Source organism: Sphingobium sp. IP1 (assembly GCF_002708645.1).
GTDB lineage: Bacteria > Pseudomonadota > Alphaproteobacteria > Sphingomonadales > Sphingomonadaceae > Sphingobium > Sphingobium yanoikuyae.
On sequence record NZ_NOIW01000079.1, the window covers coordinates 1 to 25,479 of the forward strand.

The 25,479-nt window shown below is 67.5% G+C and carries 23 protein-coding genes; 13 read left to right on the forward strand and 10 right to left on the reverse strand.

Translation table 11 applies throughout. From position 1 onward, the window contains the following. Positions 1–18 precede the first annotated feature (18 nt). Positions 19–2,052, forward strand: coding sequence for a tetratricopeptide repeat-containing sulfotransferase family protein (locus CG471_RS21485; protein WP_099233670.1), 2,034 nt, complete (start codon positions 19–21; stop codon positions 2,050–2,052). 93 nt (positions 2,053–2,145) lie between these two features. On the opposite strand, the gene CG471_RS21490 is transcribed toward CG471_RS21485, so the two are convergent. Together CG471_RS21490 and CG471_RS21495 are read right to left on the reverse strand one after the other, a co-directional pair. After that, positions 2,146–3,558: a sensor histidine kinase gene (locus tag CG471_RS21490; protein ID WP_099233672.1), complete on the reverse strand. Its 1,413-nt coding sequence runs from the start codon at positions 3,556–3,558 to the stop codon at positions 2,146–2,148. Continuing rightward, positions 3,548–4,201 carry a response regulator transcription factor gene (locus CG471_RS21495; RefSeq protein WP_099233674.1) on the reverse strand — a complete coding sequence of 218 codons (654 nt, stop codon included), beginning with the start codon at positions 4,199–4,201 and terminating at the stop codon, positions 3,548–3,550. Before CG471_RS21495 ends, CG471_RS21490 begins: the two co-directional genes overlap by 11 nt. A gap of 106 nt (positions 4,202–4,307) precedes the next feature. Here CG471_RS21495 and CG471_RS21500 point away from each other — a divergent pair, with 106 nt between their 5' ends. Genes CG471_RS21500 through CG471_RS21515 form a run of 4 tightly spaced genes read left to right on the forward strand, consistent with a single transcriptional unit; the run spans position 4,308 to position 9,258 of the window. Further along, on the forward strand, positions 4,308–5,381 hold the full coding sequence (locus tag CG471_RS21500; protein ID WP_099233676.1) for an ABC transporter substrate-binding protein: 1,074 nt from the start codon (positions 4,308–4,310) through the stop codon (positions 5,379–5,381). A 2-nt stretch (positions 5,382–5,383) separates the two neighbouring features. Further along, positions 5,384–6,874 carry an OprO/OprP family phosphate-selective porin gene (locus CG471_RS21505; protein ID WP_099233678.1) on the forward strand — a complete coding sequence of 497 codons (1,491 nt, stop codon included), beginning with the start codon at positions 5,384–5,386 and terminating at the stop codon, positions 6,872–6,874. A gap of 34 nt (positions 6,875–6,908) precedes the next feature. Further along, positions 6,909–8,210, forward strand: coding sequence for a CitMHS family transporter (locus tag CG471_RS21510; RefSeq protein ID WP_004208055.1), 1,302 nt, complete (start codon positions 6,909–6,911; stop codon positions 8,208–8,210). Positions 8,211–8,214: 4 nt separating this feature from the next. Beyond that, positions 8,215–9,258, forward strand: a complete 1,044-nt coding sequence (locus CG471_RS21515) for an AbrB family transcriptional regulator (RefSeq protein ID WP_099233680.1) — start codon at positions 8,215–8,217, stop codon at positions 9,256–9,258. A 21-nt stretch (positions 9,259–9,279) separates the two neighbouring features. On the opposite strand, the gene CG471_RS21520 is transcribed toward CG471_RS21515, so the two are convergent. Together CG471_RS21520 and CG471_RS21525 are read right to left on the reverse strand one after the other, a co-directional pair. Beyond that, positions 9,280–9,933 (reverse strand): TerC family protein, encoded by a 654-nt coding sequence (locus CG471_RS21520; RefSeq protein WP_017501376.1) that lies wholly within the window; start codon positions 9,931–9,933, stop codon positions 9,280–9,282. Between the two features lie 117 nt (positions 9,934–10,050). Beyond that, positions 10,051–10,701 (reverse strand): DedA family protein, encoded by a 651-nt coding sequence (locus tag CG471_RS21525; RefSeq protein WP_099233682.1) that lies wholly within the window; start codon positions 10,699–10,701, stop codon positions 10,051–10,053. A gap of 201 nt (positions 10,702–10,902) precedes the next feature. Here CG471_RS21525 and CG471_RS21530 point away from each other — a divergent pair, with 201 nt between their 5' ends. Then, on the forward strand, positions 10,903–11,949 hold the full coding sequence (locus CG471_RS21530; protein WP_099233684.1) for an NADP(H)-dependent aldo-keto reductase: 1,047 nt from the start codon (positions 10,903–10,905) through the stop codon (positions 11,947–11,949). An 18-nt stretch (positions 11,950–11,967) separates the two neighbouring features. Here CG471_RS21530 and CG471_RS21535 read toward each other — a convergent pair whose 3' ends face one another. Next, positions 11,968–13,308 (reverse strand): PAS domain-containing sensor histidine kinase, encoded by a 1,341-nt coding sequence (locus tag CG471_RS21535; RefSeq protein WP_099233686.1) that lies wholly within the window; start codon positions 13,306–13,308, stop codon positions 11,968–11,970. Beyond that, positions 13,298–14,707: a sigma-54 dependent transcriptional regulator gene (locus CG471_RS21540; protein ID WP_180275763.1), complete on the reverse strand. Its 1,410-nt coding sequence runs from the start codon at positions 14,705–14,707 to the stop codon at positions 13,298–13,300. Before CG471_RS21540 ends, CG471_RS21535 begins: the two co-directional genes overlap by 11 nt. 183 nt (positions 14,708–14,890) lie before the next feature. Between CG471_RS21540 and CG471_RS21545 the strand changes: the two genes are divergently transcribed. The 4 genes from CG471_RS21545 to CG471_RS21560 are packed head-to-tail and all read left to right on the forward strand — an operon-like array spanning position 14,891 to position 19,693. Further along, entirely contained in the window at positions 14,891–15,091 is a 201-nt protein-coding gene (locus tag CG471_RS21545; protein ID WP_099233690.1) for a hypothetical protein, read from the forward strand. Between the two features lie 52 nt (positions 15,092–15,143). Further along, the gene (locus tag CG471_RS21550) at positions 15,144–16,460 is read left to right on the forward strand and encodes an efflux RND transporter periplasmic adaptor subunit (RefSeq protein ID WP_099233692.1); all 1,317 of its coding nucleotides are present in this window, start codon (positions 15,144–15,146) and stop codon (positions 16,458–16,460) included. 11 nt (positions 16,461–16,471) lie between these two features. Then, the gene (locus CG471_RS21555; RefSeq protein ID WP_004208064.1) at positions 16,472–17,164 is read left to right on the forward strand and encodes an ABC transporter ATP-binding protein; all 693 of its coding nucleotides are present in this window, start codon (positions 16,472–16,474) and stop codon (positions 17,162–17,164) included. A gap of 24 nt (positions 17,165–17,188) precedes the next feature. Further along, positions 17,189–19,693 carry an FtsX-like permease family protein gene (locus CG471_RS21560; RefSeq protein ID WP_099233694.1) on the forward strand — a complete coding sequence of 835 codons (2,505 nt, stop codon included), beginning with the start codon at positions 17,189–17,191 and terminating at the stop codon, positions 19,691–19,693. A gap of 63 nt (positions 19,694–19,756) precedes the next feature. On the opposite strand, the gene CG471_RS21565 is transcribed toward CG471_RS21560, so the two are convergent. Together CG471_RS21565 and CG471_RS21570 are read right to left on the reverse strand one after the other, a co-directional pair. Next, positions 19,757–20,200, reverse strand: a complete 444-nt coding sequence (locus CG471_RS21565) for a pseudoazurin (RefSeq protein ID WP_017501382.1) — start codon at positions 20,198–20,200, stop codon at positions 19,757–19,759. An 88-nt stretch (positions 20,201–20,288) separates the two neighbouring features. Beyond that, entirely contained in the window at positions 20,289–20,813 is a 525-nt protein-coding gene (locus tag CG471_RS21570; protein ID WP_373562062.1) for a rhodanese-like domain-containing protein, read from the reverse strand. A gap of 105 nt (positions 20,814–20,918) precedes the next feature. Here CG471_RS21570 and CG471_RS21575 point away from each other — a divergent pair, with 105 nt between their 5' ends. Continuing rightward, entirely contained in the window at positions 20,919–21,743 is an 825-nt protein-coding gene (locus CG471_RS21575) for a quinoprotein dehydrogenase-associated SoxYZ-like carrier (RefSeq protein WP_099233698.1), read from the forward strand. Further along, positions 21,740–22,693 (forward strand): quinoprotein relay system zinc metallohydrolase 1, encoded by a 954-nt coding sequence (locus tag CG471_RS21580; RefSeq protein WP_099233700.1) that lies wholly within the window; start codon positions 21,740–21,742, stop codon positions 22,691–22,693. The genes CG471_RS21575 and CG471_RS21580 overlap by 4 nt, the downstream gene beginning before the upstream one ends. Positions 22,694–22,709: 16 nt before the next feature. Here CG471_RS21580 and CG471_RS21585 read toward each other — a convergent pair whose 3' ends face one another. After that, positions 22,710–23,645: an L-lactate dehydrogenase gene (locus CG471_RS21585; RefSeq protein WP_099233702.1), complete on the reverse strand. Its 936-nt coding sequence runs from the start codon at positions 23,643–23,645 to the stop codon at positions 22,710–22,712. 16 nt (positions 23,646–23,661) lie between these two features. After that, entirely contained in the window at positions 23,662–24,477 is an 816-nt protein-coding gene (locus CG471_RS21590) for a CoA ester lyase (protein WP_099233704.1), read from the reverse strand. 77 nt (positions 24,478–24,554) lie between these two features. Here CG471_RS21590 and CG471_RS21595 point away from each other — a divergent pair. Then, a partial coding sequence (locus CG471_RS21595) for an SPFH domain-containing protein (protein WP_099233706.1) occupies positions 24,555–25,479 on the forward strand: 925 nt, incomplete at its 3' end.

A 25,479-nucleotide genomic window follows, 5' to 3' on the forward strand; every position in this document is an offset into this window, starting at 1 on the left:
GCACAAATATGAGGGGCTATGGGGAACGCGTCCGCCGTACCGGCAACCGACAGCATCCAGACGGCGCTGGCAGACGCTGCCGCCCTGCTCGACGCCCGCCCCGATGCGGCATTGGCGCAGGCCGAGGTGATCCTGCGCCGGGCCGGGCGCCTGCCCCCCGCCGAACTGCTGATCGGCCAGGCGCTACGCCGCCTCGGCAAGCCCAAGGCCGCACTGGCCCGGCTCAATCCCCTCGCCCGCCAGCATCCCAGCGTCCCGGCGATATTGTGGGAACTGGCCCAGGCCGCGCAGGAAGCCGGCGACCATCGGCAGGCAATCGGCGCGCTGGAAAGCCTGACCCGCCAGCAGCCCGGCGTGCCCGGCGGCTGGTTCATGCTGGCGCGGCTGCTACGCACGGTTGGGCGCGATGGCGATGCCTGGCGCGCCGACCTGTCGGGGGTTCATGCCGCCTCGCGCGATCGCGACCTGCTGGCAGCCGCAATGGCGATGAACGAGGGGCGGCTGGACGACGCGGCCGCGCTGCTGACGGCGCGCGCCGGTCGCCTGCCCGACGATCCAGCCGGCATCCGCCTGATGGGTGAGGTGCAATGGCGGCGCGGCGACATGAATGCCGCCCTCGCTCATGTCGAGCGCGCCGTCGCGCTGGCGCCCGGCTTCGACCTCGCCCGCGATTTCCTCATCCGCCTGCTATTGCAGAACAACCGCCTGAACGAAGCGCTGGCCCATGCCGAAATCCTCGCCCGCTCGCCGATCCATAATCCGGGCTATGACCTCATCCGCGCATCGGTGCTGGTGCGGCTGGGCGATCAGGACGCGGCACGCTCCATTTATGAAAGCCTGCTGGCCGATCGTCCCGACCAGCCGCAGGTCTGGCAGAATCTGGGCCATGCGCTCAAGACGCTGGGGCGACAGGCCGACGCGGTCCATGCCTATCGCCAGGCGGTCCATCATCGCCCGACCATGGGCGAAGCCTGGTGGAGCCTCGCCAACCTCAAGACCGTGACGCTCGACGCCGACGACCTCGCCACGATGGAGCGCGCGCTCGAAACCCTGGCCCGCGATGGCCAGACGGAGGGCGAGGATGTCTTCCACCTCCATTTCTCGCTCGGCAAGGCGCAGGAGGATCGCAAGGCGGACGAAGCGGCCTTCCGCCATTATGACGCCGGCAACCGGCTGCGCCGCGCCATGATCCGCCATGATGCCGGCGAATTTTCCGCCGAAGTCGCGGCCACTGCCACGACCTTCAGCGCGCCCTTCATCGCCGCCATGGGCGACGGCGGCTGCACTGCGCCCGACCCGATCTTCATCGTCGGCCTGCCGCGCGCCGGATCGACATTGGTCGAACAGATCCTCGCCAGCCACAGCCAGGTCGAAGGCACGATGGAACTGCCCGAGATGATGATGATCGCCAGCCGCCTGCAATCGCGGGTGGATGAAGGCGAATTTGCCGATTTCGCGACCATGGCGGCATCGCTGACCCCGGCCGACCGTCGTCGGCTGGGCGAGGAATATGTCGAGCAGACCCGCGTCCACCGCCAGAGCGGCAAGCCGCGCTTCATCGACAAGATGCCCAACAACTGGCAGCATGTCGGCCTGATCAAGCTGATCCTGCCCAATGCCAGCATCATCGACGCGCGCCGTCATCCGATGGGCTGCTGCTTTTCCGGCTGGAAACAGCATTTTGCGCGCGGCCAGGCCTTCACCTATGACCTCACCGACATCGGCCTTTATTATCGCGACTATGTCGCGCTGATGGCCGCCTATGACGCGGCCGCGCCGGGCCGGGTCCATCGCGTCATCTACGAACAGATGGTCGCCGACACGCCGGGTGAGGTCGACCGGCTGCTCGCCTATCTCGGCCTCGATTTCGAGACCGCCTGCCTGTCCTTCTGGCAGACCGATCGAGCGGTACGCACCGCCAGTTCCGAACAGGTGCGCCAGCCCATCTATACCGGCGGCGTCGATCATTGGCGGCGCTTCGAACCCTGGCTGGCCCCGCTAGCCGACGCGCTCGGACCGATTGCGCACAGCTATCCCGACCTGCCGCGCTGATCATGCGCGCCTTTGCTCCCCTCCCTTCCAGGGAGGGGCCGGGGATGGGTGCGCCATGAAGCGGCCGCCTGCGCATGAGTGGGCAGACGCGCGCTAAGCCCCGCCATCCTCCCCCCGTCGTGGAAAGCGCACGCGGATATGCGTGCCCGCGCCACCCTCGACAATCTCCACCTGCGCGCCCATGCGCGACGCGGCAGACTGGACGATGGCAAGGCCCAGCCCCGTCCCCTCCGGCGCGCTGGCGCCGCCCACGCGGAAGAAGCGCTCGAACACCTTGTCGCGATGCTCCACCGCAATGCCGGGACCGTCGTCGCTGACCGTCATCAGGGTCGCGTCCTCGCCCTGCGCCAGCGCGATCGTCACCGTACCGCCGGGCCGGTTATAGCGGATGCCATTGTCGACCAGATTGGCCAATATCTCGAACACCAGCGTCCGATGCGCCTCGACGCGATAGCTTGCCGCGTCCGACGCCTCCAGATTGAGTTCGACCTGCGCCTGGATCGCCTGGTTGATCAGTCGGTTGACCACCACCGCGCTCACTTCCTTCAGGTCCACCGTCTCCAGCGGCGGCGATGCCCCCGCCTCCTCGGCCCGCGCCAGCGCCAGCAACTGCGTCACCAGCCGCTCCAGCCGCTGCGCCGCATCGGCAATTTCGTCGAACGCCTCGCGCGATCCCCGGCGCGCCAGCTCGATCTGCACCTTCAGCACCGAAATCGGCGTGCGCATCTGGTGCGAGGCATCGGCGGTGAAGCGGCGCACGCCCCCCGTCGCCTGGTCCAGCTGGCGCAGCAGCCGGTTGAATGCCCGCGCCAATGGTCGCAATTCGCTCGGCAGCGGCCCCGCATCCAGCGCCGAGAAATCCGGCCGCGCGCCGCCATCGCGCACCTCGACCGCGCGCCGCAGCCGCAGCAACGGCCGCAGGCTCCAGCCCAGCGCCGGCCGCAGCAGCAGGATCGCCACCCCCACCAGCGTCAGTTCGCCGATCAGCAGCGCGATCATCAGCCGGTGCATCAGCGCCCGCCGGTTATCCAGCGTCTCGGCCACCTGCACGATCACCGGGTCGGCGATCCGCGGCAGGCTGCGCTTCACCTCGCCGATGCGGATGTCCTGCCCACGATACCGGGCAAAGCGGAACCGCGGCTGGTCGACCGGCATGGTCCGCGGATCGGGCGCGGGCAGATCGGCATAGCCGGTCAGCAAAGTGCCGCCCACCGCGATCCGGTAATAGACATTGTCCCGCTCGCTATTCTCCAGCATGCCGAACGCGGCGGGCGGCAGGTCCAGCGTCACCTCGCCCCGTTCCACCTGCACGGTTTCGGCGATCGCGCCCAGCGCGCCACCCAGCACCCGGTCGTTGGTCCGGCGGACCACGTCGGAAATCAGCGTCGCGCCGCCCACGCCGATGATCGCCGCCGCGCCCAGCATCGGTCCCAGCATCGCCGCCAGCAGGCGGGTGCGCAGGGCAATGGCCCGCCCCTCGCCCGATGGCCGTCCCTCATTGGGCATCGAGCATATAGCCCACGCCGCGCACCGTGCGGATGCCCGGCCCGTCGGGCGCCAGCTTGCCGCGCAGCCGGGTCACATGCACCTCGATCGCATTGCTGCCGACCGGCTCGTCAAAGCCGAACACCTCGCCGATCAGCAATTCGCGCGGCACCCCCTGCCCGGCCCTGGTCGCCAGCGACTCGAGCACCGCCAGTTCGCGGCGGCGCAGGTCCAGCGCCCGTCCGGCGACATCGGCGGCCCCGGTCGATCGATTGATGGTCAGCGGCCCGACCGTGATTTCCGGGGTCGGATCGCCCCCCCGCCGCCGCCCCAGCGCCCGCACCCGCGCCTCCAGTTCCTGCGGCTCGAAGGGCTTGCGCAGATAATCGTCGGCGCCCAGGTCCAGCCCCCGCACCCGGTCGTCCAGCGCATCGCGCGCGGTCAGCATCAGCACCGGCACTTTCTCGCCGCGCCGACGCAATTCCGCCAAGACGGTGAAGCCGTCGATATCGGGCAGGCCCACGTCCAGTATCACCAGCGCATAGGGTTCCCCGCCCACCACCGCCAGCGCATCTTCGCCGGTCGCGACATGGTCCACCGCATGGCCGCCCGCCCGCAGCAGGGCTGCAATGCTGCGCGCCAGTGCGGCGTCATCCTCGATCATCAAAATCCGAATAGGGCACCCGATGCTGAAAGGTTGATGACAGCTTGGCTTCGTAACTGCCTCTCCCAATCCGACAGAAGAACGGAACATGTGAGGAGCAGGGTCGATGCGAAGGGTTATTCAGATAGTGGCGGCGCTGGCAAGCCTGTCCGTCACCAGCGCGACAGCGGTAGCGCAAAGGCCAACCGGCTATCCGCGTTCCTATGACGATCTGATCGGCGATGCCCGTGCCGAACGGCAGGTCATCGTCTATGCCAATGCCGACACGTCGGAAATGGCACCGGTCATCCTGGCGTTCCAGCGCCGCTATCCCGGCGTCACCGTCAGCTATTCCGACCTCGGGTCGAACGAGATGTTCCGCCGCTTCTCGAGCGAGGCGCGCAGCGGCCGGATGTCGGCCGACCTGGTCTGGTCGTCGGCGATGGACCAGCAGGTCAAGCTCATCAACGACGGCTTTGCCCAGGCCTATGCCAGCCCCGAAAAGCCCGCCCTGCCCGCCAATGCGGTGTGGAAGAATATGGGCTTTGGCGTCACCGCAGAGCCGATCGCCTATGTCTACAACAAGAAGGCGATTGCCAATCCGCCGCGCAGCCATGCCGCGCTGGAGGCGATGCTGCGCAAGGATCGCAAGGCACTGACCGGCAAGGTCGCGACCTTCGATCCTGCCCGCTCGAACACCGGCTATCTCTATCTGACCCAGGATTATGCCATCACCCGCGACACCGGCTCGCTGGTCGAGGCGATGGCCGCGACCCGGCCGCAATTGCACATCACCACCGAACCGATGCTGCGCGGCGTGGCCGAAGGCAAATTCTCGATCGCCTATAATGTGATCGGCTCCTACGCGCAGGAACGCGCCCGCCGCGACCCGCGCATCGGCGTCGTCTTTCCCGAAGATTATACCATCGTGATGTCGCGCATCGCCTTCATCGCGCGCGAGGCGCGGCATCCCGCCGCCGCCAAGCTGTTCCTCGACTTCCTCCTCTCGCGCGAAGGGCAATCGCTGCTCGCGCAACATAGCCTCTGGCCGGTGCGGACCGACATCAACGGCCGCCGCCTGCCCGCTGCCCAGGCCCGCTCGATCCGCGTCGGCCCGCAGCTTCTCGTCAATCTCGACCGCCTCACGCGCCAGCGCTTCCTGCGCGAATGGCAGGCGGCCCTTATTTCCGGAGCCCGATAAGCATGTCCCATCTGATGTTGCGCGGCGGTTGCGCCGCGCTGGCACTGATCGTCGCCACGCCCGCCCTCGCCCAGGCGCCCAGTGCCGATGCCCTGGCCGCACTGGTAAAGGCCCAGGCGGCCGAGATCGCCGCGCTCAAGGCCCGGCTCGACAAGATCGAGGGGCAACAGGCCGCCACCCAGGCCGCGACGCCCCCCGCCGCTGCGCAGCCCGCGCCGCAAATGGCGCAGCAGGACGCGGCCCAGCCGCTGGTCATCGCCCCCTTCGCGCCGCAGATCGTGCCCCCCGGCCCGGCCGACATCGACGTGGCCCAGGCCCGCGCGGTCGCCGCCAACCCGTCCGGCGTCACCACCGAATGGGGCGCGGGCCTGCCCGTCTTCCGCTCGGCCGACGGCGTCTTCACCTACAAGCCGCGCGGCCGCATCCTGGTCGACGTCAGCTCGACCATGGGGTCGAAATATGGCGGCCGCAACACGACGACGACCGGCATGCGCGCGCTGCGCCTGGGCCTGGAAGGCGGCGTCGGCCCGCATTTCTTCTACCAGTTCGAAAGCGATTTTTCGGAGAATGAGGTCGACATCGTCACCGCTTTCCTGGGCTATCGCAACAAGATCAGCAGCAAGGTCGATTATGACGTGCGCGCGGGACACCTGTTCAACGACCGCGCCTTCGAAGGCAGCACCGGTTCGGACTCCACCCCCTTCCTGGAACGGGGCGTGGTGTCGACCGCCATCATCCCGCAGCGCGGCTTCTACGGCATCGGCATCATGGGCCGCATGTTCGGCCCCAACTGGCATGCCTCGCTCAGCGTGACCGGCGACCGCGTCGATGGCGAACAGGCGACCAATGACAGCCGCACCTTCAGCGGCCGTGCGCACTGGAACCCGATCAGGACCGATCGCTCGCTGCTCCATGTCGGCGGCTGGTTCTTCGACGAAGCCCTGTCCTCCGCCGCGACCACGCTGACCCGCAGCACCGTCATCGGCGGCCGCTTCAACGGCGCGGTCCGCGTCACCACCGGCGAACTGCTCGGCGGCCGCTCGACCACCGGCTATGGCGCGGAACTGGGCGGCTATGTCGGCGGCCTGTGGGTGATGGGTGAGGCCGGTCGCCGCATCGCGCGCCTCGACGGCGGACGCCCCAGCTTCGAAAGCAAGGCCTGGAGCCTGTCGAGCGGCCTGTTCCTGACCGGCGAACTGCCGCCCTACAACCCGCGCCTCGGCAGCTTCGGCCAGCCCAATGTGCTCGATCCCGTGCTCGACGGCGGCCTCGGCGCGATCGAGCTGACCGCCCGCTACGAAAATCTCGATTATACCGACCTGGTGCTGGGCGGCGACGGCTGGGCCGCGACGCTGGGCGTCAACTGGTATCTCAACAGCTTCACCCGGATCCAGCTCAACGGCATCCAGTGGCACACCAACAACCGCGCCGGCACCTACACGGGCGGCGATGACGGCCAGACCGTCAGCGCCCGTGTCGGCGTGACCTTCTGATCCTCCTTCCTCCAGCCCCCTCAAGGACGCAGCGATGAATCTTGCCTTGCTCGGCTTCCTGATGGTCGCCACCTTCATGACGCTGATCATGACCAAGCGGATGACCCCGCTGGTCGCGCTGATCGTCATCCCCTCGCTGTTCGGCGTCATCGCCGGTCAGGCCGCCGGCCTTGGCGACATGATGATCGACGGCATCAAGAATCTGGCGCCGACCGGCGTCATGCTGCTGTTCGCCATCCTCTTCTTCTCGACCATGACCGACACCGGCCTGTTCGACCCGCTGGTCGCCCGGCTGGTGAAGATCGTGCATGGCGATCCGCTGCTGATCCTCCTGGGCACGGTGGTGCTCTGCTCGATCGTCAGCCTCGACGGCGACGGGTCGACCACCTACATCATCACCATCGCCGCGCTGCTCCCCCTCTACAAAAGGTTCGACATGAACCGGCTCTATCTCGTCTGCCTGCTGATGGTGACGAGCGGGATCATGAACCTGACCCCGTGGGGCGGGCCGACCGCCCGCGCCGCGAGCGCGCTGAAGCTGGACCCGGCCACCCTGTTCCTGCCGCTCATCCCCGGCATGATCGCCGGCCTCGCCTTCCTGCTCGGCCTCGCCTTCTGGTTCGGCATCAAGGAACGCCGCCGCCTCGGCAAGGTGCAGGCGCGCCAGTCGGTCGCCCCGTCGGACCTGGGCGTCTCGCAATATCCCGAAGCGCGCCGGCCGCATCTGCGCTGGTTCAACGGCCTGCTGGTGGTGGCGCTGCTCGTCCTGCTGGTCTGGGGCGTGCTGCCGCTCTCGGTGCTGATGATGATCGCCTTCGCCATCGCGATGATCGTCAACTATCCCGGCGTCGCCCAGCAGAAGGAACGGATCGCCGCCCATGCCGGCAATGTCCTGTCGGTCGTGTCGCTGATCTTCGCCGCCGGCATCTTCACTGGCATCCTCGGCGGCACCGGCATGGTGGAGGCGATGAGCAAGGAAGTCGTCGGCGTCATCCCGCCCGCGCTCGGCCCCTATATGGCGCCGATCACCGCCCTGCTCTCCATGCCCTTCACCTTCTTCATCTCCAACGATGCCTTCTATTTCGGCATGCTGCCGATCCTCGCCGAAGCCGGCGCCCATTATGGCGTCGAACCGATGGCAATCGCCCGTGCGTCGCTGATGGGCCAGCCGGTCCATCTGCTCAGCCCGCTGGTCCCCTCCACCTATCTGCTGGTCAGCCTGGCGGGCGTGGACCTGGCCGATCATCAGCGCTTCACCCTGTTGCCCGCCGCCGCGGTCGGCATCGTCATGACTTTGGTCGGCATGATCGCCCTGGCCTTCCCCTTTGTCGCCTAGGGGATTGGACACGCTTCTCCGCTTCCTGGCGGCGCTTGCCGTCGGGGCGGCCGGCGGCGCGCTTTTCTGGTCGATCCATGCGCCACTGCCCTGGGTGCTCGGATCGATGGCGGCCTGCGCGGTCGCCAGCGTCGCCGGTTTGCCGATTCAGGCTTCCGCCGCCACCCGCCGCCCGATGGCGGCGGTGATCGGCGTGGTGCTGGGCAGCAGCTTTGGCCCACACCTGTTGCCGCAGGCGCGCGACTGGATCATCCCGCTCGCCGCCCTGCCCTTCTTCCTCGCCACCGCCGCGCTGCTGTGCGTCACCTATTTCCGCAAGGTCGCGAAGTTCGATCCGGCCACCGCCTATTTCGCCGGCATGCCCGGCGGCATTGCCGAGATGGTGGTGATGGGCGCCGAACGCGGCGCCGACGAACGCGCCATCGGCCTGATCCATGGCGCGCGCATCTTCCTCGTCGTCTTCATCCTCCCCTTCCTGATCCGGCTCGACCATGCGCCGGTCGCGGCAAGCGCCGTGACACCCGTGACCGGCGATGTCGCCAGTTGGTCGCTGCTCTTCTGGGGGCTGGGCTGCGCGCTTCTGGGCCTGCTGATCGGCCGGCTGCTGCGCCTGCCGGCCTGGCATCTGGTCGGGCCGCTGGCGGTCAGCGCCGCCGTGCATATGAGCGGCCTCGCCGATTTCCGCATTCCCGGCTGGGCGCTGGCCGCGGCACAGGTCGGCCTTGGCGCCACCATGGGCTGCCGCTTCGTCGGCCTGACGTTGAAGGAATTGCTGCGCATATTGGCGCTGGCAGCGGGGTCGACGGCGATCCTGCTGGCCGTCACCTTTGCCTGGGCGGCGGGGGTCGGCACGCTTGCCGGGGTCGATCCGGTGCTGCTGACGCTCGCTTATTCACCGGGCGGTCTCGCCGAAATGAGCATGGTCGCGCTCAGCCTGGCGCTGGAGCCGGGCGTCGTCGTCATCCACCATCTGACCCGCGTCATCCTGGTGCTGATCGGCGCGCCGCTCGGCTTTGCCTCCATGGGAAGGAAGAGCGGGGCCGACTGACCGGCCCCGCCATTCTCTTTATCAGAACAGGGTGATGAGGCCCGTGGCCGGGTCGATCGCCCCTTCATAGATCATCTTGCCGGCGACATAGAGGATCACGACCAGGCCGAAATAGGCGATCGCGCGATAGCGTTCGATCACGCGGGCCAGCAGGTTCGCCGCCACGCCCATCAGCGCCACCGACAGGACAAGGCCGATCACCAGGATGCCGGGATGCTCCCGCGCCGCGCCGGCCACCGCCAGCACATTGTCCAGGCTCATGCTGACGTCGGCGATCGCAACCGCCCAGGCCGCCTGGGCAAAGCCCTTGGGCGCGGCCTTGCCGGCCATATGCTCGGCATCTTCCGGTTCGCCATGCGCGCGCAGTTCGCGCCACATCTTCCAGCCGACCCAGACCAGCAACAGGCCGCCGGCAAAGACCAGGCCGACAAGCTGCATCAGCTGCGTCACCAGCAGGGCAAAGGCGATGCGCAGCACCAGCGCGGCGATCACGCCGATCGCGATCACCTTGCGCCGCGACGCTGGCGGCAGGCCGGCCGCCAGCGCGCCGACGACGATCGCATTGTCCGCCGCCAGCATGATGTCGATCAGCACGACCTGGCCAAAGGCGGCCAGCGCGGATGGAGAGCCGAGATTGGAAAAATCGGCGACTATGTGAGTCCAGATGTCGTTCATAAATCCTCTCGCCGTCCCGCAAGGCAACGACGTGAAGAACATCACCGCCGCAGCGAACAGCCTATTGGGTGTGAATTGGGCCGCCGCCGATTAGCGAAGCAGCCTGTCATCAACCTTTCAGCCGCGCTGTGCGGACATGGTGCGATGCCGCTGGCGCGGCTTGTTGAAGAAACGGATCGCCAGCCATCCCAGCAGCAGCGGCACCAGGCACAGGCCCAGCGCCATCATCGCGAAATGCTCGGCCTCGAAATCGAAATGGGTCAGACGGCCGCCGGCCAGATAGCCGGGCAGCAGCAGCGCCGGCACCCACAACAGGGCGGACAGGATATTGGCGATCTGGAACGGGCCATGCGGCATCTTCACCACGCCCGCGACCACCGGCACAGTCGAACGGACCGGCCCCAGGAATCGGCCGAGCAGCACCGAGATGAAGCCATAGCGGCGAAAGAAGAGCCGCGCCCGCGCAAAGGCCAGCCGATGCCCACGCAGCCAGCGATGGCGATAGATGGCCGGCCCGACCGACCGCCCCAGCGTATAGGATACCCAGTCGCCCAGGATCGCGCCGAACACGGCGCAGGCGAACACCGGCGCCGGATCGACCAGCCCTGCCCCGATCAGCCCGCCGACCGCGATCATCGTGGCGATCGCCGGCACGAACAGCCCGATCACCACCAGCGATTCGAAAAAGGCCAGCACGCCGATGATCGGCCCGCTCCACCAGCAATAGCGGGTAATCATGTCCAGGATGAGATCAGACAGGTCAGACATGCTCGATCAACGCACCAACAGGGAAGGAGTCGCAACCTAGGGCGATCCGATGAGCCTTTGGTTAACCGATGGACGAGTTGTTTCCTGTCTGCGGCCGGACGGATGCTGTCAATGATAGTTTCTCAACCGATCCCGCCATGGCTTTGCATTTCCCGACAAACGGCTAGAAACCAGTCGCTTGCCACGAAAGGGCCATGACATATGGAATATCGCACGCTCGGTCGCACCGACCTCTGGGTCAGCCTGATCTGCCTTGGCACCATGACCTGGGGATCGCAGAACAGCGAAGCCGAAGCGCACGCCCAGCTCGACTATGCGGTCGGCCAGGGCGTCAATTTCATCGACACTGCCGAAATGTATCCCGTCACCCCGGTCAGCCGCGACACCCAGGGCCTGACCGAAGCCTATATCGGCAGCTGGATCGCCGGGCGAAAGAAGCGCGACGACATCATCCTGGCGACCAAGGTGGCCGGCCCCGCGCGCGATCCCTCGCGCGGCATCCGCACCGCGGACCGGCTCGATCGCCGGAACATCGAACAGGCGATCGACGACAGCCTGCGCCGGTTGCAGACCGACTATATCGATCTCTATCAGGTCCACTGGCCCGACCGGCCCGTCCCCTCCTTCGGCGTGCGCGGCCTGTCCGCCCTGGCCGACCGGCCCGACACCGTGCCGATCGAGGAAACGCTCGATGCCCTTGCCGATCTGGTGAAGGCGGGCAAGATCCGCCATGTCGGCGTGTCGAACGAAACGCCCTGGGGCGTCAGCGAATATCTGCGCCTGGCGCGGGACCAGGGCCTGCCCCGCATCGCGTCGATCCAGAACGCCTATAATCTGCTCAACCGCGTGTTCGAAATCGGCCTGTCCGAATTTGCCCTGCGTGAAGATGTCGGCCTGCTCGCCTATTCGCCGCTCGCCGGCGGCAATCTGACCGGCAAATATCTGGGCGGGGTGATCGCGCCCGGCACCCGCCGCGACGTCGCGCGCCAGTTCGTCCGCTACGACCTGCCCGGCCAGGCACCGGCCGCCGCCCGCTATGTCGCGATCGCCCATGCCCATGGCCTTGATCCCGCGCAGCTCGCGCTCGCCTATGTCAACAGCCGTCCGTTCGTCACTGCGACGATCATCGGCGCGACCTCGCTGGATCAGCTCAGGGCCGACATCGACAGCGTCAACCTGACGCTCAGCGCCGACGCCATCGCCGCGATCGAGGCGGTCCATCGCGACCTGCCCGATCCCTGCCCCTGACCGGGGCCGGCCATCGCACTACAGCGTCAGCCGGAACAGCGCGCCGCCCGACGGCGCGCTGTCGATCTCGATCGTGCCGTCATGCGCCAGCAGCACCTGCCGACCAAGGCTCAGGCCAATGCCGCTGCCGGTCTTCTTGGTGGTGAAGAAGGGCAGGAAAATGTCGTGGCGCAGCGCCTCGGGCACGCCGGGGCCGTTGTCCGCCACCTCGATCCGGGTGCGCCCCGCGCTGATCGCGGCGATGCTCAGTGACACTTCGGGCCGGTCGCGATGGCATTCGGCCGCATCCGCCGCATTGCGCAGCAGGTTGATGACCACCTGCGCCAACAGGTCGGGATCGGCATCGATGCGATGGTCGGCCGGGCTGACCCGCACATCCAGATGCACGCTCGCGCGATCGGCATCGGCCGCAAACAGCTTGGCCAGTTCATCGGCAAAGGGCCGCGCCGCGAACAACCGGCGATCGACCAGCGGCGGGCGCGTGATGGTGCGATAGGTTTCGACGAAATGCATCACCCCGTCGGCGCGCCGGGCCAGCGTATCGACGGCGGCACGGGCATCGGCGATCAGCGGGTCGCCGCCATCGTCCGCCTGCGCCATCAGGTCCGACGCGGTGCGGGCGAGCGATGTCACCGGCGTCATCGAATTCATGATCTCATGCGTCAGCACGCGGATAAGGTCGCTCTGCGCCGCCACCTCGACCGCATTCAGCGCCTGCTGGATCACCTGCACCGCAATCACCCGCGTCGCCCCGCCCAGCCGGGTCAGGCTGGCGCAGCGGATCAGCACGCGCTGCGGCCCGATATCGGTCTCGATCAACATGGTCTGGCTGCGCCCCGGCTCCAGCGCCGTCAGCGTCGCGGCGAAATGGCCGCCATAGGGGGCATAATCGTCCGGCCGCACCCCGGCATGGCGGTTGAACAGCTTGCGCGCCGCCTTGTTCACCGGTTCGATCCGGCCATCGGGCGCGATCGTCAGCAGCGCGGCGGGCGCATCATCGGCCAGCGCCTCGTAGAAGCGCGACGCCTCCTGCAAGCGCACCCGATCGTCGCGCAGCTTGCGGATGCCGCGATCGAGCGCCGCGCCCAGCTGGTCGAAGCCGCTGTCCGACCCCGGCCGAGCGAAACGCGCCTGCAGGTCGCCGAACTCGATCGCCTCGACAAAGCGGGCCAGTTCGAAATTGGCGCGGCGCACATGATGCCATAGCGCCATCGCGCTGACCGCCGCGCCGATCGCGCACAGGATGCGCACGGCGCCCAGGTCCGGCGTCATCAGCGCCCAGGCGAGCGCCGCCAGGCACGCCATCGCCATGACCAGCCGCAGCGCCAGGCCGATCGAGAAGCGCCGATCAAAGCCCATGTTTTTCCATGCGGCGATAGAGGGAGGCGCGGGTCAGGCCCAGTTCGGCGGCGGCGCTGGAGATATTATAGCCATGCTTCATCAGCGCGGTCTCGACCAGCCGCCGCTCGACCCGTTCCAGATTCATGTCGTCGGGCGGTGGCGGCGCCTCCACCACGGCGGCGCGGTCGATCCGCACCGGCTCGGGACTGCCATGGCTGCGCAGCGGGATATCCTCGATGCCAAAGGGTGCGTCCCCGGCCAGGATCACCGCCCGTTCGATCGCATGGCGCAGCGCGCGGACATTGCCGGGCCAGTCATAGGCGACCAGCGCCGCCATCAGCTCGGGTGCGATCGGATGGACCGGCTGCGCGTATTTGCGGGCATAGAGCGCATGATAATGGGCAATCAGCGCGGGAATATCCTCGCGCCGCTCGCGCAGCGGCGGCAGCACTATCTCGACCGTATTGAGCCGGAACAGCAGATCCTGGCGGAACCGCCCCTCGTCCGCGATCTGCCCGGCGCTCAGGTTGGTCGCAGCGATCACCCTTATGTCCACCGCCACCGGCTTGTTGGCGCCCACCGGCGTCACCTTGCGCTGCTCCAGCGCGGTCAGCAGCTTGGGCTGCAGGTGCAGCGGCAGATTGCCGATCTCGTCCAGGAACAGGGTGCCGCCATCGGCCGCCTGCAACCGGCCGATCCGGTCGGCCCGCGCATCGGTGAAGGCGCCCTTCACATGCCCGAACAATTCGGAATCGATCACGCTTTCGGCCACCGCGCCCAGGTCCACCGGCAGCATGATCCGCTCGGCCCGGCGCGATCGGCGATGCAGTTCGCGCGCGACCAGTTCCTTGCCCGTGCCATTCTCGCCCAGGATCAGCACATTGGCGTCGGTCGGCGCGGCACGGTCGATCAGTTGCTGCACCCGCGCCATCGCCGGTGATGTGCCGAGCAGCGGCGTTTCGCCCGCCGGCGCGGCCGCGATCATCGCCACCTTGTCCTTCTGCGCCACCGCCTTGCGCGACGCGCGCAGCGCTGCGGCCGTGCGCACCGTCGCCAGCAGCCGCTCGTTCGACCAGGGCTTGGTCACGAAATCGGTCGCACCGCGCTTCATTGCCTCGATCGCGACCTGCACCCCGGCATGGGCGGTAATCATCACGATCACCGCTTGCGGATCGCGCGCCAGGAAACGGCCGAGCCATTCGAACCCTTCCGCCGCATTGGTCGCCCCGCGCGAGAAATTGGCGTCGAGCAGGAACGCTTCGGGGGTCAGGCCGGCGGTCGCGGCAAAGGCGGATTCGGGGTCGCGAAAAGTCAGCACTTCGCCAAAGATCGCGCGCAGCAACAGGCGCGCGGCCAGCAATATGTCGTCATCATCATCGATGACGACGCACAGCTCGAATGGCTTCTCCTGTGTCATCCGCCCCTCTGTCATCCGTTCGCTCCCGTACAGCGCCTGTCCGGAACCGTGCAATCAATATCCGTGCCAGACCCGTCACGGCCCGGATTTCGTCCCGCACATGCCCGCAAAAAGGCAACTGGCACGCCGCTTGCGAAGCATTCGGCAAAGGGCATGTGCCCCAAGTCCAGATGGAGACTGACAATGTATCGCCGGCCCGGCTCCTCGCTGTCAAAACCGCTTTCGATCCTGCTCGGCATCGCCGCCACCCTGCTGGTGATGGCCGCGCCGCAGGCCGCTTCCCGGTCGTTCGGCTGCGAAGCGCCACGCCAGATGGCGGCCGAGGCCGGGCATCTCCGCTGCCCCGCCCGCGCCGGCACCGGCTGCAAGCCCTTCCTCGCCTGATGTTCGGTATCGGACAAGCAATGTTCGGAATCGGACAGTGGAGCCGCCGCGCATGAGCGTCGTCAGCATGCCCAGCGAAACGCCGCGGGCCGCCGCGCCCGCCAGCGGCGGCGCGATGGACCGGGTGGTGGCGCGCAAGACCCTGCCGCTGCGCGCGAAGATCGCGCTGGGTGCTGCCGGCGCGATCGCGCTGATCGGCACCGCCTGGTATTATATGCCCAGCAGCAACAGCCAGACCCTGCCGGCCGACCGCATCGTCGTCTCCACCGTCAGCCAGGGCCGGTTCGACGATTTCCTGCCGCTGCGCGCGCGCGTCACCCCGCTCATCACCGTCTATCTCGACGCGATCGAGGGCGGCCGGGTCGAGGAGGTGCTGGTCGAGGATGGCGCCACCGTCCAGAAGGGCCAGCTGCTCGCCCGCCTGTCCAACGCCGAACTGCAACTGTCGGTCCTCGCCCGCCAGACCGAAGTGACGCAGCAGCTCAATTCGATGCGCAGCCAGGAACTGGCGCTGTCGCAGAACCGGCTCACCAACAACCGCGCCATGCTGGAGGCCGATCTCGACCTCAAAAAGGCGCAGCGCCAATATGAGCGGGAAGCGCCGCTGGCCGCGCGCGGCTTCGTCGCCGGCCGGACCTTTGCCGACACGCGCGACGATCTCAGCTATCAGCGCGATCGCCGGGCCGTCCTCGCCCGCACCCAGCAGACCGACGAGCGGCTCCAGACCAGCCAGCTCGCCCAGTTGCGCGCTTCGGCCGAAACCCTCCAGTCCAGCCTCGGTGTCGCCCGCGCCAGCCTGGAGGCGCTCAATCTGCGCGCGCCGGTCGCCGGCACCGTCTCCGCCTTCTCGATCCAGGTCGGCCAGTCGATGGCGCGCGGCGAACGGCTGGGCCAGATCGACAGCCCCGGCCGCAACAAGCTGGTCGCCGGGATCGACGAATTCTATCTGCCCCGCGTCCAGCTTGGCCAGACCGCGACGGTCGACTGGAACGGCAAGAGCTACCGGATGAAGGTCGCGAAAATCTATCCGACCGTGCGCAACGGCCAGTTCGAGATCGACCTGCAATTCCTCGACGGCGAACCGCCCCAGATCCAGCGCGGCCAGACGCTCCAGGCCAAGCTGACGCTGGGCGATCCGGTGCGCGCGCGCCTCATCCCCAATGGCAGCTTCTACAATGACACCGGCGGTGCCTGGGTGTTCGTGGTGACGCCCGACGGCGGCGAGGCGGTGAAGCGCGCCGTGCGCCTGGGCCGGCGCAACGCCGACTATATCGAGATTCTCGACGGGCTGGAGCCCGGCGAGCAGGTGCTCACATCCCCCTATACCGGGTTTGCCGACAAGGATCGGCTGGTCCTCGAAAAGAAGTGAAAGGCAAAGACATGACCCAAGCGTTGCTCAGCCTGCGTGAACTCAGCCGCGTCTATCGCACCGACATGGTCGAAACCACCGCGCTCGACGCGATCGACCTCGACATCTTCCAAGGCGAATTTGTCGCGATCATGGGCCCGTCGGGCTGCGGCAAGTCGACCCTGCTGAACATGATCGGCATGCTCGACAGCCCGTCGAGCGGCTCCTACCGCTTTGGCGACACCGAGATCGCAGGCCTGCCCGAACCCAGGCTGGCGGGCATCCGCAAGACGCATCTGGGCTTCATCTTCCAGAGCTTCAACCTGATCGACGAACTGAGCGTGGCCGAGAATATCGAACTCGCCCTGCTCTATCACGCCATGCCCGCGGCCGAGCGCAAGGCGAAGGTCGAGGCGGTGATGGACCGGGTCGGCATCGCCCATCGCGCCCGCCACCGCCCCAGCCAGCTGTCGGGCGGCCAGCAGCAGCGCGTCGCCGTCGCCCGCGCGCTGGTGTCCGAACCGCGCCTGATCCTGGCCGACGAACCGACCGGCAATCTCGACACCAGCCATGGCGAGGAAGTGATGAAGATGCTCCAGACGCTCAACGCCGAAGGATCGACCATCGTCATGGTCACCCATTCGCCCGCCCATGCCGATTATGCCAGCCGCGTCGTCCACATGCTGGACGGCCGCATCCTGCAGGAACGGCGCCGCGCCGCCTGATAGCCCAAGACGGAGAGACTTCCCATGTGGCGCAATTATCTGACGGTCGGCCTGCGGTCGCTGCTCAAGAGCCGCACCTATGCGGCGATCAACATATTGGGGCTGGCGACCGGCATGGCGGCCTGCCTCATCATCCTGCTGTTCGTCCGCAATGAACTGACCTTCGACGCCTGGATGCCGCAGGCGGACCGGACCTTCCAGTTCCAGACCTATTATACCGATCCGCATGGCGGCCGCGAAAACAACCTCCAGATGGCACCCTATGTCGCGCAGGCGGCCCTGCGGAAGGATTTCCCGCAGATCGCCGCCTCCGTCCATCTGCTTTCGGCCGGGCCGGTCGTGCTGCGCAACGGCGTCGCGACCGAAGTGGACGACATGAAATTCGTCGACGGCCCGGTATTCGACGTGCTCGACCTGCCGCTGGTGAAGGGCGATCCGCGCACCGCGCTGGCCAAGCCCGGCGACATGGTGCTGACCGACAGCGAGGCGAAGCGCCGCTTCGGCAGCGAAGACCCGATGGGCCAGACGCTGACGCTCATCTCGCGCGGCATCTCGACCGACTATCGCGTCAATGGCGTGCTCAAGGATCTGCCCAAGGCCTCGCACCTCAAGCTCACCATGCTCGCCCGCTATGATCCGCCCAGCTACTGGGCGCAGACGCCCGATTTCCTCAGCCAATATGGCTGGCAGTCGGGCTGGATCTATGTCCGGCTGAAGCCCGGCGCCGACGTCAAGGCGATCAATGCGCAGCTGCCGCAATGGGAAAAGCGCAACATCCCCGACCAGTTTTTCGGCGGCCGCCGCTTCAACCAGGGCGACGACATGAACTTCGCCCTGGTCAATGTCCGCGACGTCCATCTTGGCCGGGCCCAGAACGGGTCGATGACGCCGGGCAATGATCGCGGCTCGATCATCACCTTCGCCATCGTCGCCCTGCTGATCCTGGGCATGGCCTGCGTCAATTTCGTCAACCTCGCCACCGCCCGCGCCAGCCAGCGCGCGCGGGAGGTTGCGCTGCGCAAGGTGCTGGGCGCCAATCGCCGCCAGCTGGTGCTGCAATTCATCGGCGAATCCATCCTGGTCTCGGCGGTGGCGATGCTGGTCGCGCTGGCGCTGACCGAATTGCTGCTGCCGCTGGTCAGCCGCTTCCTCGACGCGGACCTCAGCCTCCATTATTTCGGCAGCGGCGGCCTCATCCTGCCGATCATCGGCCTGGTGCTGCTGGTCGGCGTGGCCGGCGGCGCCTATCCCGCCTTCTACCTGTCCCGCTTCCAGCCCGCCCGCGTGCTCAAGGCCAACAAGTCGGCGGCCGATGCGGAAGGATCGGGCCGGCTGCGCAGCGCACTGGTCGTTGCCCAGTTCGCCGTGTCGATCGGCCTCATCATCTGCACCGCGGTGGTCTATGCCCAGACCCTCTACGCCCGCAATTCCGATCCCGGCTACAAGCGCGAGGGGCTGATCCAGATTTCGGGCATCAGCCGCCGCCAGCTCGACCCGGTGCTCGACACGATGGTGCGGGAAATCGAGAAGGTCGACGGCGTCACCTCGGTCGGCCGCACCAATATCGGCATCAGCACCACCAACAACACCAATAGCGGGATCCTTGTGCCCGGCCGTGAAGAGCCGATCAGCATGGGCATCTATCAGGTCGACACCAAATTCTTCGACACGATGGGCATCAAGCTGCTCGCCGGGCGGAGCTTCGACATCAACCGGCCGATCGACGACATCACCCGTCCCTTCCCGGAGGTTCCGGAGGCCGAGCGGGCCTTTGCCGCGCGCGGCGCCAATACGGTGGTCAACGAACTGGCGGTCAAGCGCTTGGGCTTTGCCTCACCGCAGGACGCGATCGGCAAGCAGGTGCGTGGCGGCCTGGTGCGCGACGAATTTGGCGGCAGCGTGCCCATCACCATCATCGGCGTCGTCCAGGATTCGCGCTTCCGCTCGATCCGCGATCCGATGGACCCGATCTTCTTCCTCTTCGATCGCGACAATCATAACGAAATGCTGATCCGCTATCATGGCAATCCGGCAACGGTGCTGGCGCGGATCGAAAGCGTGTGGAAGCGGCTCGCTCCCGAAGTGCCCTTCACCGCGCGCTTCAGCGACGACATCGTGCGCGAAGTCTATCATGCCGAGGAAGCACGGGCGCAGGCCTTCGCCGCCTTCGCCCTGCTGGCGGTGATCGTCGGCTGCCTTGGGCTGTTCGGCCTCTCCGCCTTCACCGCGCAACGCCGGACCAAGGAAATCGGCATCCGCAAGGTGCTGGGCGCCAGCACGGGGAAGATCGTGCAACTGCTGGTCTGGCAGTTCACCCGCCCGGTGCTGATCGCCAACCTCATCGCCTGGCCGGTCGCCTGGTGGGTGATGCGCGACTGGCTCAACGGCTTCGACTCCCGCATCGCGCTGACGCCCCTGCCCTTCCTGCTGGCAGGCGGGCTGGCGCTGCTGATCGCGATCCTCACGATCGGCGCGCACAGCTTCCGCGTCGCGCGCACCAACCCGATCCACGCGCTGCGCTACGAATGACAGAAAACAGGCCGGCCATCCTGGTGGATGACCGGCCTGCCTGCTTGCGGGGCCGGCCCGCGCTTATTTCACCTGGGCGAGCGCCGCATTCATCCGCTTGGCGGCGAAGGGCGGCAGCTTGACCGCCTTGGCCGCCGTCACATCGGCCGCCGTCGGCTTGCCCACCTGCACCAGCGCGACCATGCCCATCGAATAATGGGGCATGCACTTGATGCCATAGAGGCCTGGCTTGCTGACGGTCAGCACCGCCTCCTTGTTCATCGCCCCCTTCATCGGGGTCGCGCCGGCCGGCAGCATGGTGGAGATGGTCTCGGCATTATGGCTGGGATCGGTCGGCTGGAAATGGATCACGTCGCCCGGCGCCGCCTTCACGAAGGACGGCTCGAACACCATCGCGCCATCGGCGCCCTTGTTCTTCATATGGACGGTGATATCCTTGGCCGCGGCCGGCATCGCACTGGCCATGGCCAGGCCGCCGATGATCGCCAGCGCCGAACGATGAAGCATTTACTCTCTCCCGAAAATCAATGGTTTGAACTACCCCGTTAGCGTGCAACATGCCCAAAAACGGGGGCCAGACAATTGACCTTTGGTCCTATCGGCGCGCGGGTTGGACGGGCTTCAGCTCGCGGCCCAGATCGCGCCAGCCGTCCGTCCCCTCGGCCAGCCACCAGATATTGCGATAGCCCATCGCCCGCAGCCGTCGCGCCGCATTCCAGCCCATCCAGCAATCCGCGCGGCAGAAGGTGACGATCATCCGGTCGCGCTTCCCCCCGGTCAGCCGCGCAACCCCGCGCGCGAACCAGTCGGCGATATCCGGCATCGGCGCGCCCCGCCCGCTTTCGGGAAACCAGTGGGCGCCGGGGATGCTCTCATGCGGCTGCGCCAGTTGCCAGCGTCCGTCCGCCGCGCGATGGCCGCCCTCGGCCGGCAGCACATCGATCAGGATCATGTCGATATCCGGCCGCAGCCCCGCGATCGCGGCCGGCGCGATCCTGCCTACCCCCTGGGGCGGGCGATGCACGGGGCTGCGATAATAAGCGATGCGATACCCTTCGGCATCGAACAGCCCCGCCTCCTGCGCCTGCGTCACGCCAGGCACCAGCAGCAGCAGCGCCATCAGTCCGATCCTCGCCCGCATCCGCTTCTCTCCCAGGCCGCACGACCCAAGGTGCAATGGTAGCCGGTTTTTCCCGGCGCTAGGCATGGACTTTGGGAGAAGAGGATGAACAGGCGCAAGCCCCTGACAGCCATGGCCATGTCCTGCCTGCTGGCGATCGGCAGCATCGCGCCTGCCCGCGCGCCCTATCCCGCCGATCCGCTGCACTCGCCGATGTGGACCGCCCATGCGCAGACCATCTTCGGCGATGATCCGGTCCGCTTCGATCCGCGCGTGAAGGTCAGCTATCCCGAAATCGCGGAAAATCAGCGCAGCTTCCCGGTCGCGCTCGACGCACGCGGCCTCGGTCCAGTCAGGCGCATGCTGATCCTCGCCGATCTCAATCCCATCCCGATCGCCATCGATTATCGGCCCAACGGCGCCGAACCTTATGTCGCCACCCGCATCAAGCTCGACCAGCGCACCCCGGTGCGCGGCGCGGTGCAGCTTGCGGACGGCCAATGGCTGGTCAGCGGCGGCTGGGTCGATGCGGCAGGCGGCGGCTGCTCGGCCCCGCCGGTCAGCCGGGTGAAGGGCGACTGGGCGCAGCATCTGGGCGAAATGCGGGGCGAAGCCTGGCCGATGGCCGACGGCGCCAGCCGGCTGCGCGTCACCTTCCGCCATCCGATGGACACCGGCTTCGTCGCCAATATCCCGACCTATCATATCGAACAGATGCGCGTGACCGGCCCTGACGGCCAACTGCTCGGTCAGATGGAGATATGGGCCGCCGTGGCGGAAGACCCCGCCATCACCCTGATGCCCCGCGCCCATCCCGGCGACACGCTGTCCATCGCCGCGCGCGACACCAATGGCCGCGCCTATCTCGCCAAGGTGACCGTCGCCCGCCAGTCGCCCCTGCCCACTGCCACCGGCGCGACCGGCCGATGATGCTCAACCGCCGACAGACGCTGGCCGGCATGACCGGCGCCCTCCCTCTGCTGACCGGGGCCGCAACCGATGACTATCACATCGATCCGCAGCCGATCGCCGATGGCCTGTGGATGATCCATGGCGCCGATGAACCGATGCTCTTCGCCAATGGCGGCGCAATCGCCAATATTACGATCATCGCCACCCCGGCCGGCACGCTGCTGGTCGATGCCGGCCCGTCGATCCGCTATGGCCACATGCTCAGGAAAGTGGCGGAAACGCTGACCGGTCAGCCGGTCATACGGGTCTATGTCACCCATCTCCATCCCGACCATGGCATGGGCATCGCCGCTTTCGATCCCGCCATCGTCGCCGCCCTGCCCGGCACCATCGCCGACATGGAGCGGGACGGGCGCGGCTTTTCCGATGCGCTCTATCGCCTGCTGGGCGACTGGATGCGCGGCACCGACCTCGCCCTGCCGGGCCGGCGGATCGACCAGCCGGCGGAGGATTTCGGCGGCCGACGCCTGCAACTGCTGCCGCTCGCCGGCCACAGCAATGCCGATCTCGCCTTGTTGGACGAACGCACCGGCACCCTGATCGCCGGCGACCTGCTCTTCCTCGACCGTGCGCCCAGCACCCCGACCGCGAACCTTGGCCGCTGGCGCGAAAGCCTGGATGCGCTTGCCAAATTGCCGCACAGGGCGGCGATCCCCGGCCATGGCCCGTTCGATCCCGGCGGCACCCGCGCCATCGCCCAGACCCGCGACTGGCTCGACTGGCTCGATGCGATGCTGCGCAGCGCCGTGCAGTCCGGCCTCGACATGGTGGAGGCCGGCACCCTCCCCATCCCCGACCGCTTCGCCACCATGGCCGCCACCCGCTACGAACTGCAACGCAGCGTCGCGCACCTCTATCCCGCCCTGGAGGCGGAACTTCTGCCCAGGGTGGACCTGCCGGAAGGATGATATCGCCGGCGATTTTTCAATGGGATTCCAGCCCGTCCATGATGCCCTGCAGCACCGCCGCCGACGCCTGCAGCGCCACCCGTTCCTCCGCATCCAGGTCCGGCGCCAGCACCCGGCTCACCCCCAGCGCCCCAATCACGCAGGGCAGGCTCAGATAGACGCCCGCCACGCCGCATTCGCCATGGGCCAGGGTCGACACCGGTAGCACCACCTGCTCGTCGCGTCGCACCGCCTCGCACAGCCGCACGATCGCCGTCGCCACCCCATAGCTTGTATGGCCCTTGCCATAGTTGATCGCATAGCCCGCCCGCATCGTCGCATGCGCCAGTTCCGCCCGGTCCAGCACCGCGCCGCCGCGAAACTGGTCCAGCGTCACCCCGCCGATCCGCACGCCCGAAAAGACCGCCACCTCGCTGTCGCCATGCTCGCCCAGCACCTGCCCCTCGACCGACACCGGCGCCACCCCCAGCCGGTCGGCCAGCCGCCGGCGAAAGCGCGCACTGTCGAGCAGCGTCCCGGTGCCGATCACCTGCCCCACAGGCAGCCCCGACGCGCGCTGCGCCACCTGCGCCATCGCGTCGACCGGGTTGGACGCGACGATCATCACCCCGGCAAAGCCTGCTTCCACCACCCGCCGCGCACAGTCCGCCACGATGGCAGCGCTGCGTCCGGCAACCGACAGCCGGCTTTCCTCGCCATGGGTGGTCGCGCCCGCCGTGATGACCACGATCGCCGCGTCGCCCGCATCCCGATAGTCGCCGCGCAGGACATGGGCCGGCCGCGCCAGCGCATTGGCGTCGGCAATGTCCAGCGCCTCGGCCTGCGCGCGCGGCCCGTCCGCATCGATCAGCATGATCTGCGTGAACAGCCCGCGCAGCATCATCGCATAGGCGGCCGTGGCACCGACATGGCCGGTCCCGATGATCGCAACCTTGTCGAACCGCACCGCCATGCCTTGTCGCCTTTCGCTATTGCCCGACCGCCTCCGCCCGCGCCACCAGCGCCCGCGCCTCCTCGACATGCATCGCCTCGATCATCCGTCCCTCGAAGCGCTCGGCCCCGCCGGTCGCCGCCTCGATCAGCCGGCGCGCATCCGCCACCGCCTGCGCGTCCGGGCCGAACGCCTGGTTCGCCACCGGCACCTGTCCGGGGTGGATCAGCGTCTTGCCGTCAAAGCCGAAGCCATGGCCCTCGGCGCATTCCGCCTCCAGCCCCGCTTCATCGTCCAGCCGGTTGAACACGCCGTCGAACACCGCGATCCCCGCCGCCCGCGCCGCCAGCACCACGCCCTGCAGCACATGGGCCAGCCCCGCCCGCCCGGCCGATGGCGGAATGGCCAGATCCTTGCGCAGATCATTGGTGCCCACGAACAGCGCCGCACAGCCCTCGCCCGCCGCGATTCCCGGCGCCGCCAGCACGCCCTTCGCGCTCTCGATCATCGCGATCACCGGCTTCTGCGCGACGGAATAGACATCCTTCACCTGCTTGGCATTCTCGACCTTGGGCAGCACCACATAGTCGACCGCGGTGCGCTTCAATGCCACCATCTCGGGCCCATGCGACGGCATCCCCTCGACATTGATCCGCACCGCCATCAGCCGCCCGCCAAAGCCCTCGCCCACGGCCTCCACCGCCGCGTCCAGCGCCGCCGCCTTGTCCGCGTCGGGCACCGCATCCTCCAGGTCCAGGATCACCATGTCGCATGCCAGGGTGCGCGCCTTGGCCACCGCGCGCGGATTGGACGCGGGCAGGAACAGCAGGGATCGGGCGTGGCGCAACTGCATCTTATGTCTCTCCATCACTTTGCCTTTTCCCGTTAACGAAGAACCGCCATAGTGATCCCCTTCTCTGGGGAGGACATATGGTGACGACCTTCGCACTCACGGTCACGTTTCTGGTGCTCTTCTACCTGGCGGTCAGCGTCAAGGTGGTGCGGCAGGGCTATCAATATACCATCGAGCGTTTCGGCCGCTTTACCGAGGTGGCGAAGCCCGGCCTCAATTTCTACCCCGCCTTCTTCTACGCCGTCGGTCGCAAGATCAACATGATGGAGCAGGTCGTCGACATTCCGGGGCAGGAAATCATCACCAAGGACAATGCCATGGTGTCGGTCGACGGCGTCGTCTTCTTCCAGGTGCTCGACGCCGCCAAGGCCGCCTATGAAGTGTCCGAACTCTATGTCGCCATCATGCAGCTCGCCACCACCAATTTGCGCACTGTGATGGGCTCGATGGACCTGGACGAGACCCTGTCGAAGCGCGACGAGATCAACGCCCGCCTCCTCTCCGTGGTCGATCACGCCACCAACGCCTGGGGCATCAAGATCACCCGCGTGGAACTCAAGGACATCCGCCCGCCCGCCGACATCGTCAACGCCATGGGCCGGCAGATGAAGGCGGAGCGCGAGAAGCGCGCCAACATATTGGAGGCGGAGGGCCTCAAAAGCAGCGAGATCCTGCGCGCCGAGGGCCAGAAACAGTCGCAGATCCTGGAAGCCGAAGGCCGCCGCGAAGCCGCCTTCCGCGATGCCGAAGCCCGCGAGCGCGAGGCGGAGGCCGAAGCCAAGGCGACCCAGATGGTGTCGGACGCGATCGCGGCCGGCAATCCGCAGGCGCTCAATTACTTCATCGCCCAGAAATATACTGACGCGGTGCAGCAGTTCGCCACCTCGCCCAATGCCAAGACCATCCTCTTCCCGGTCGAGGCAACCCAGCTGATCGGCACCCTCGGCGGCATCGGCCAGCTTGCCAAGGAAGCGCTGGGCGACACCCCCACCCCGCCAGCGC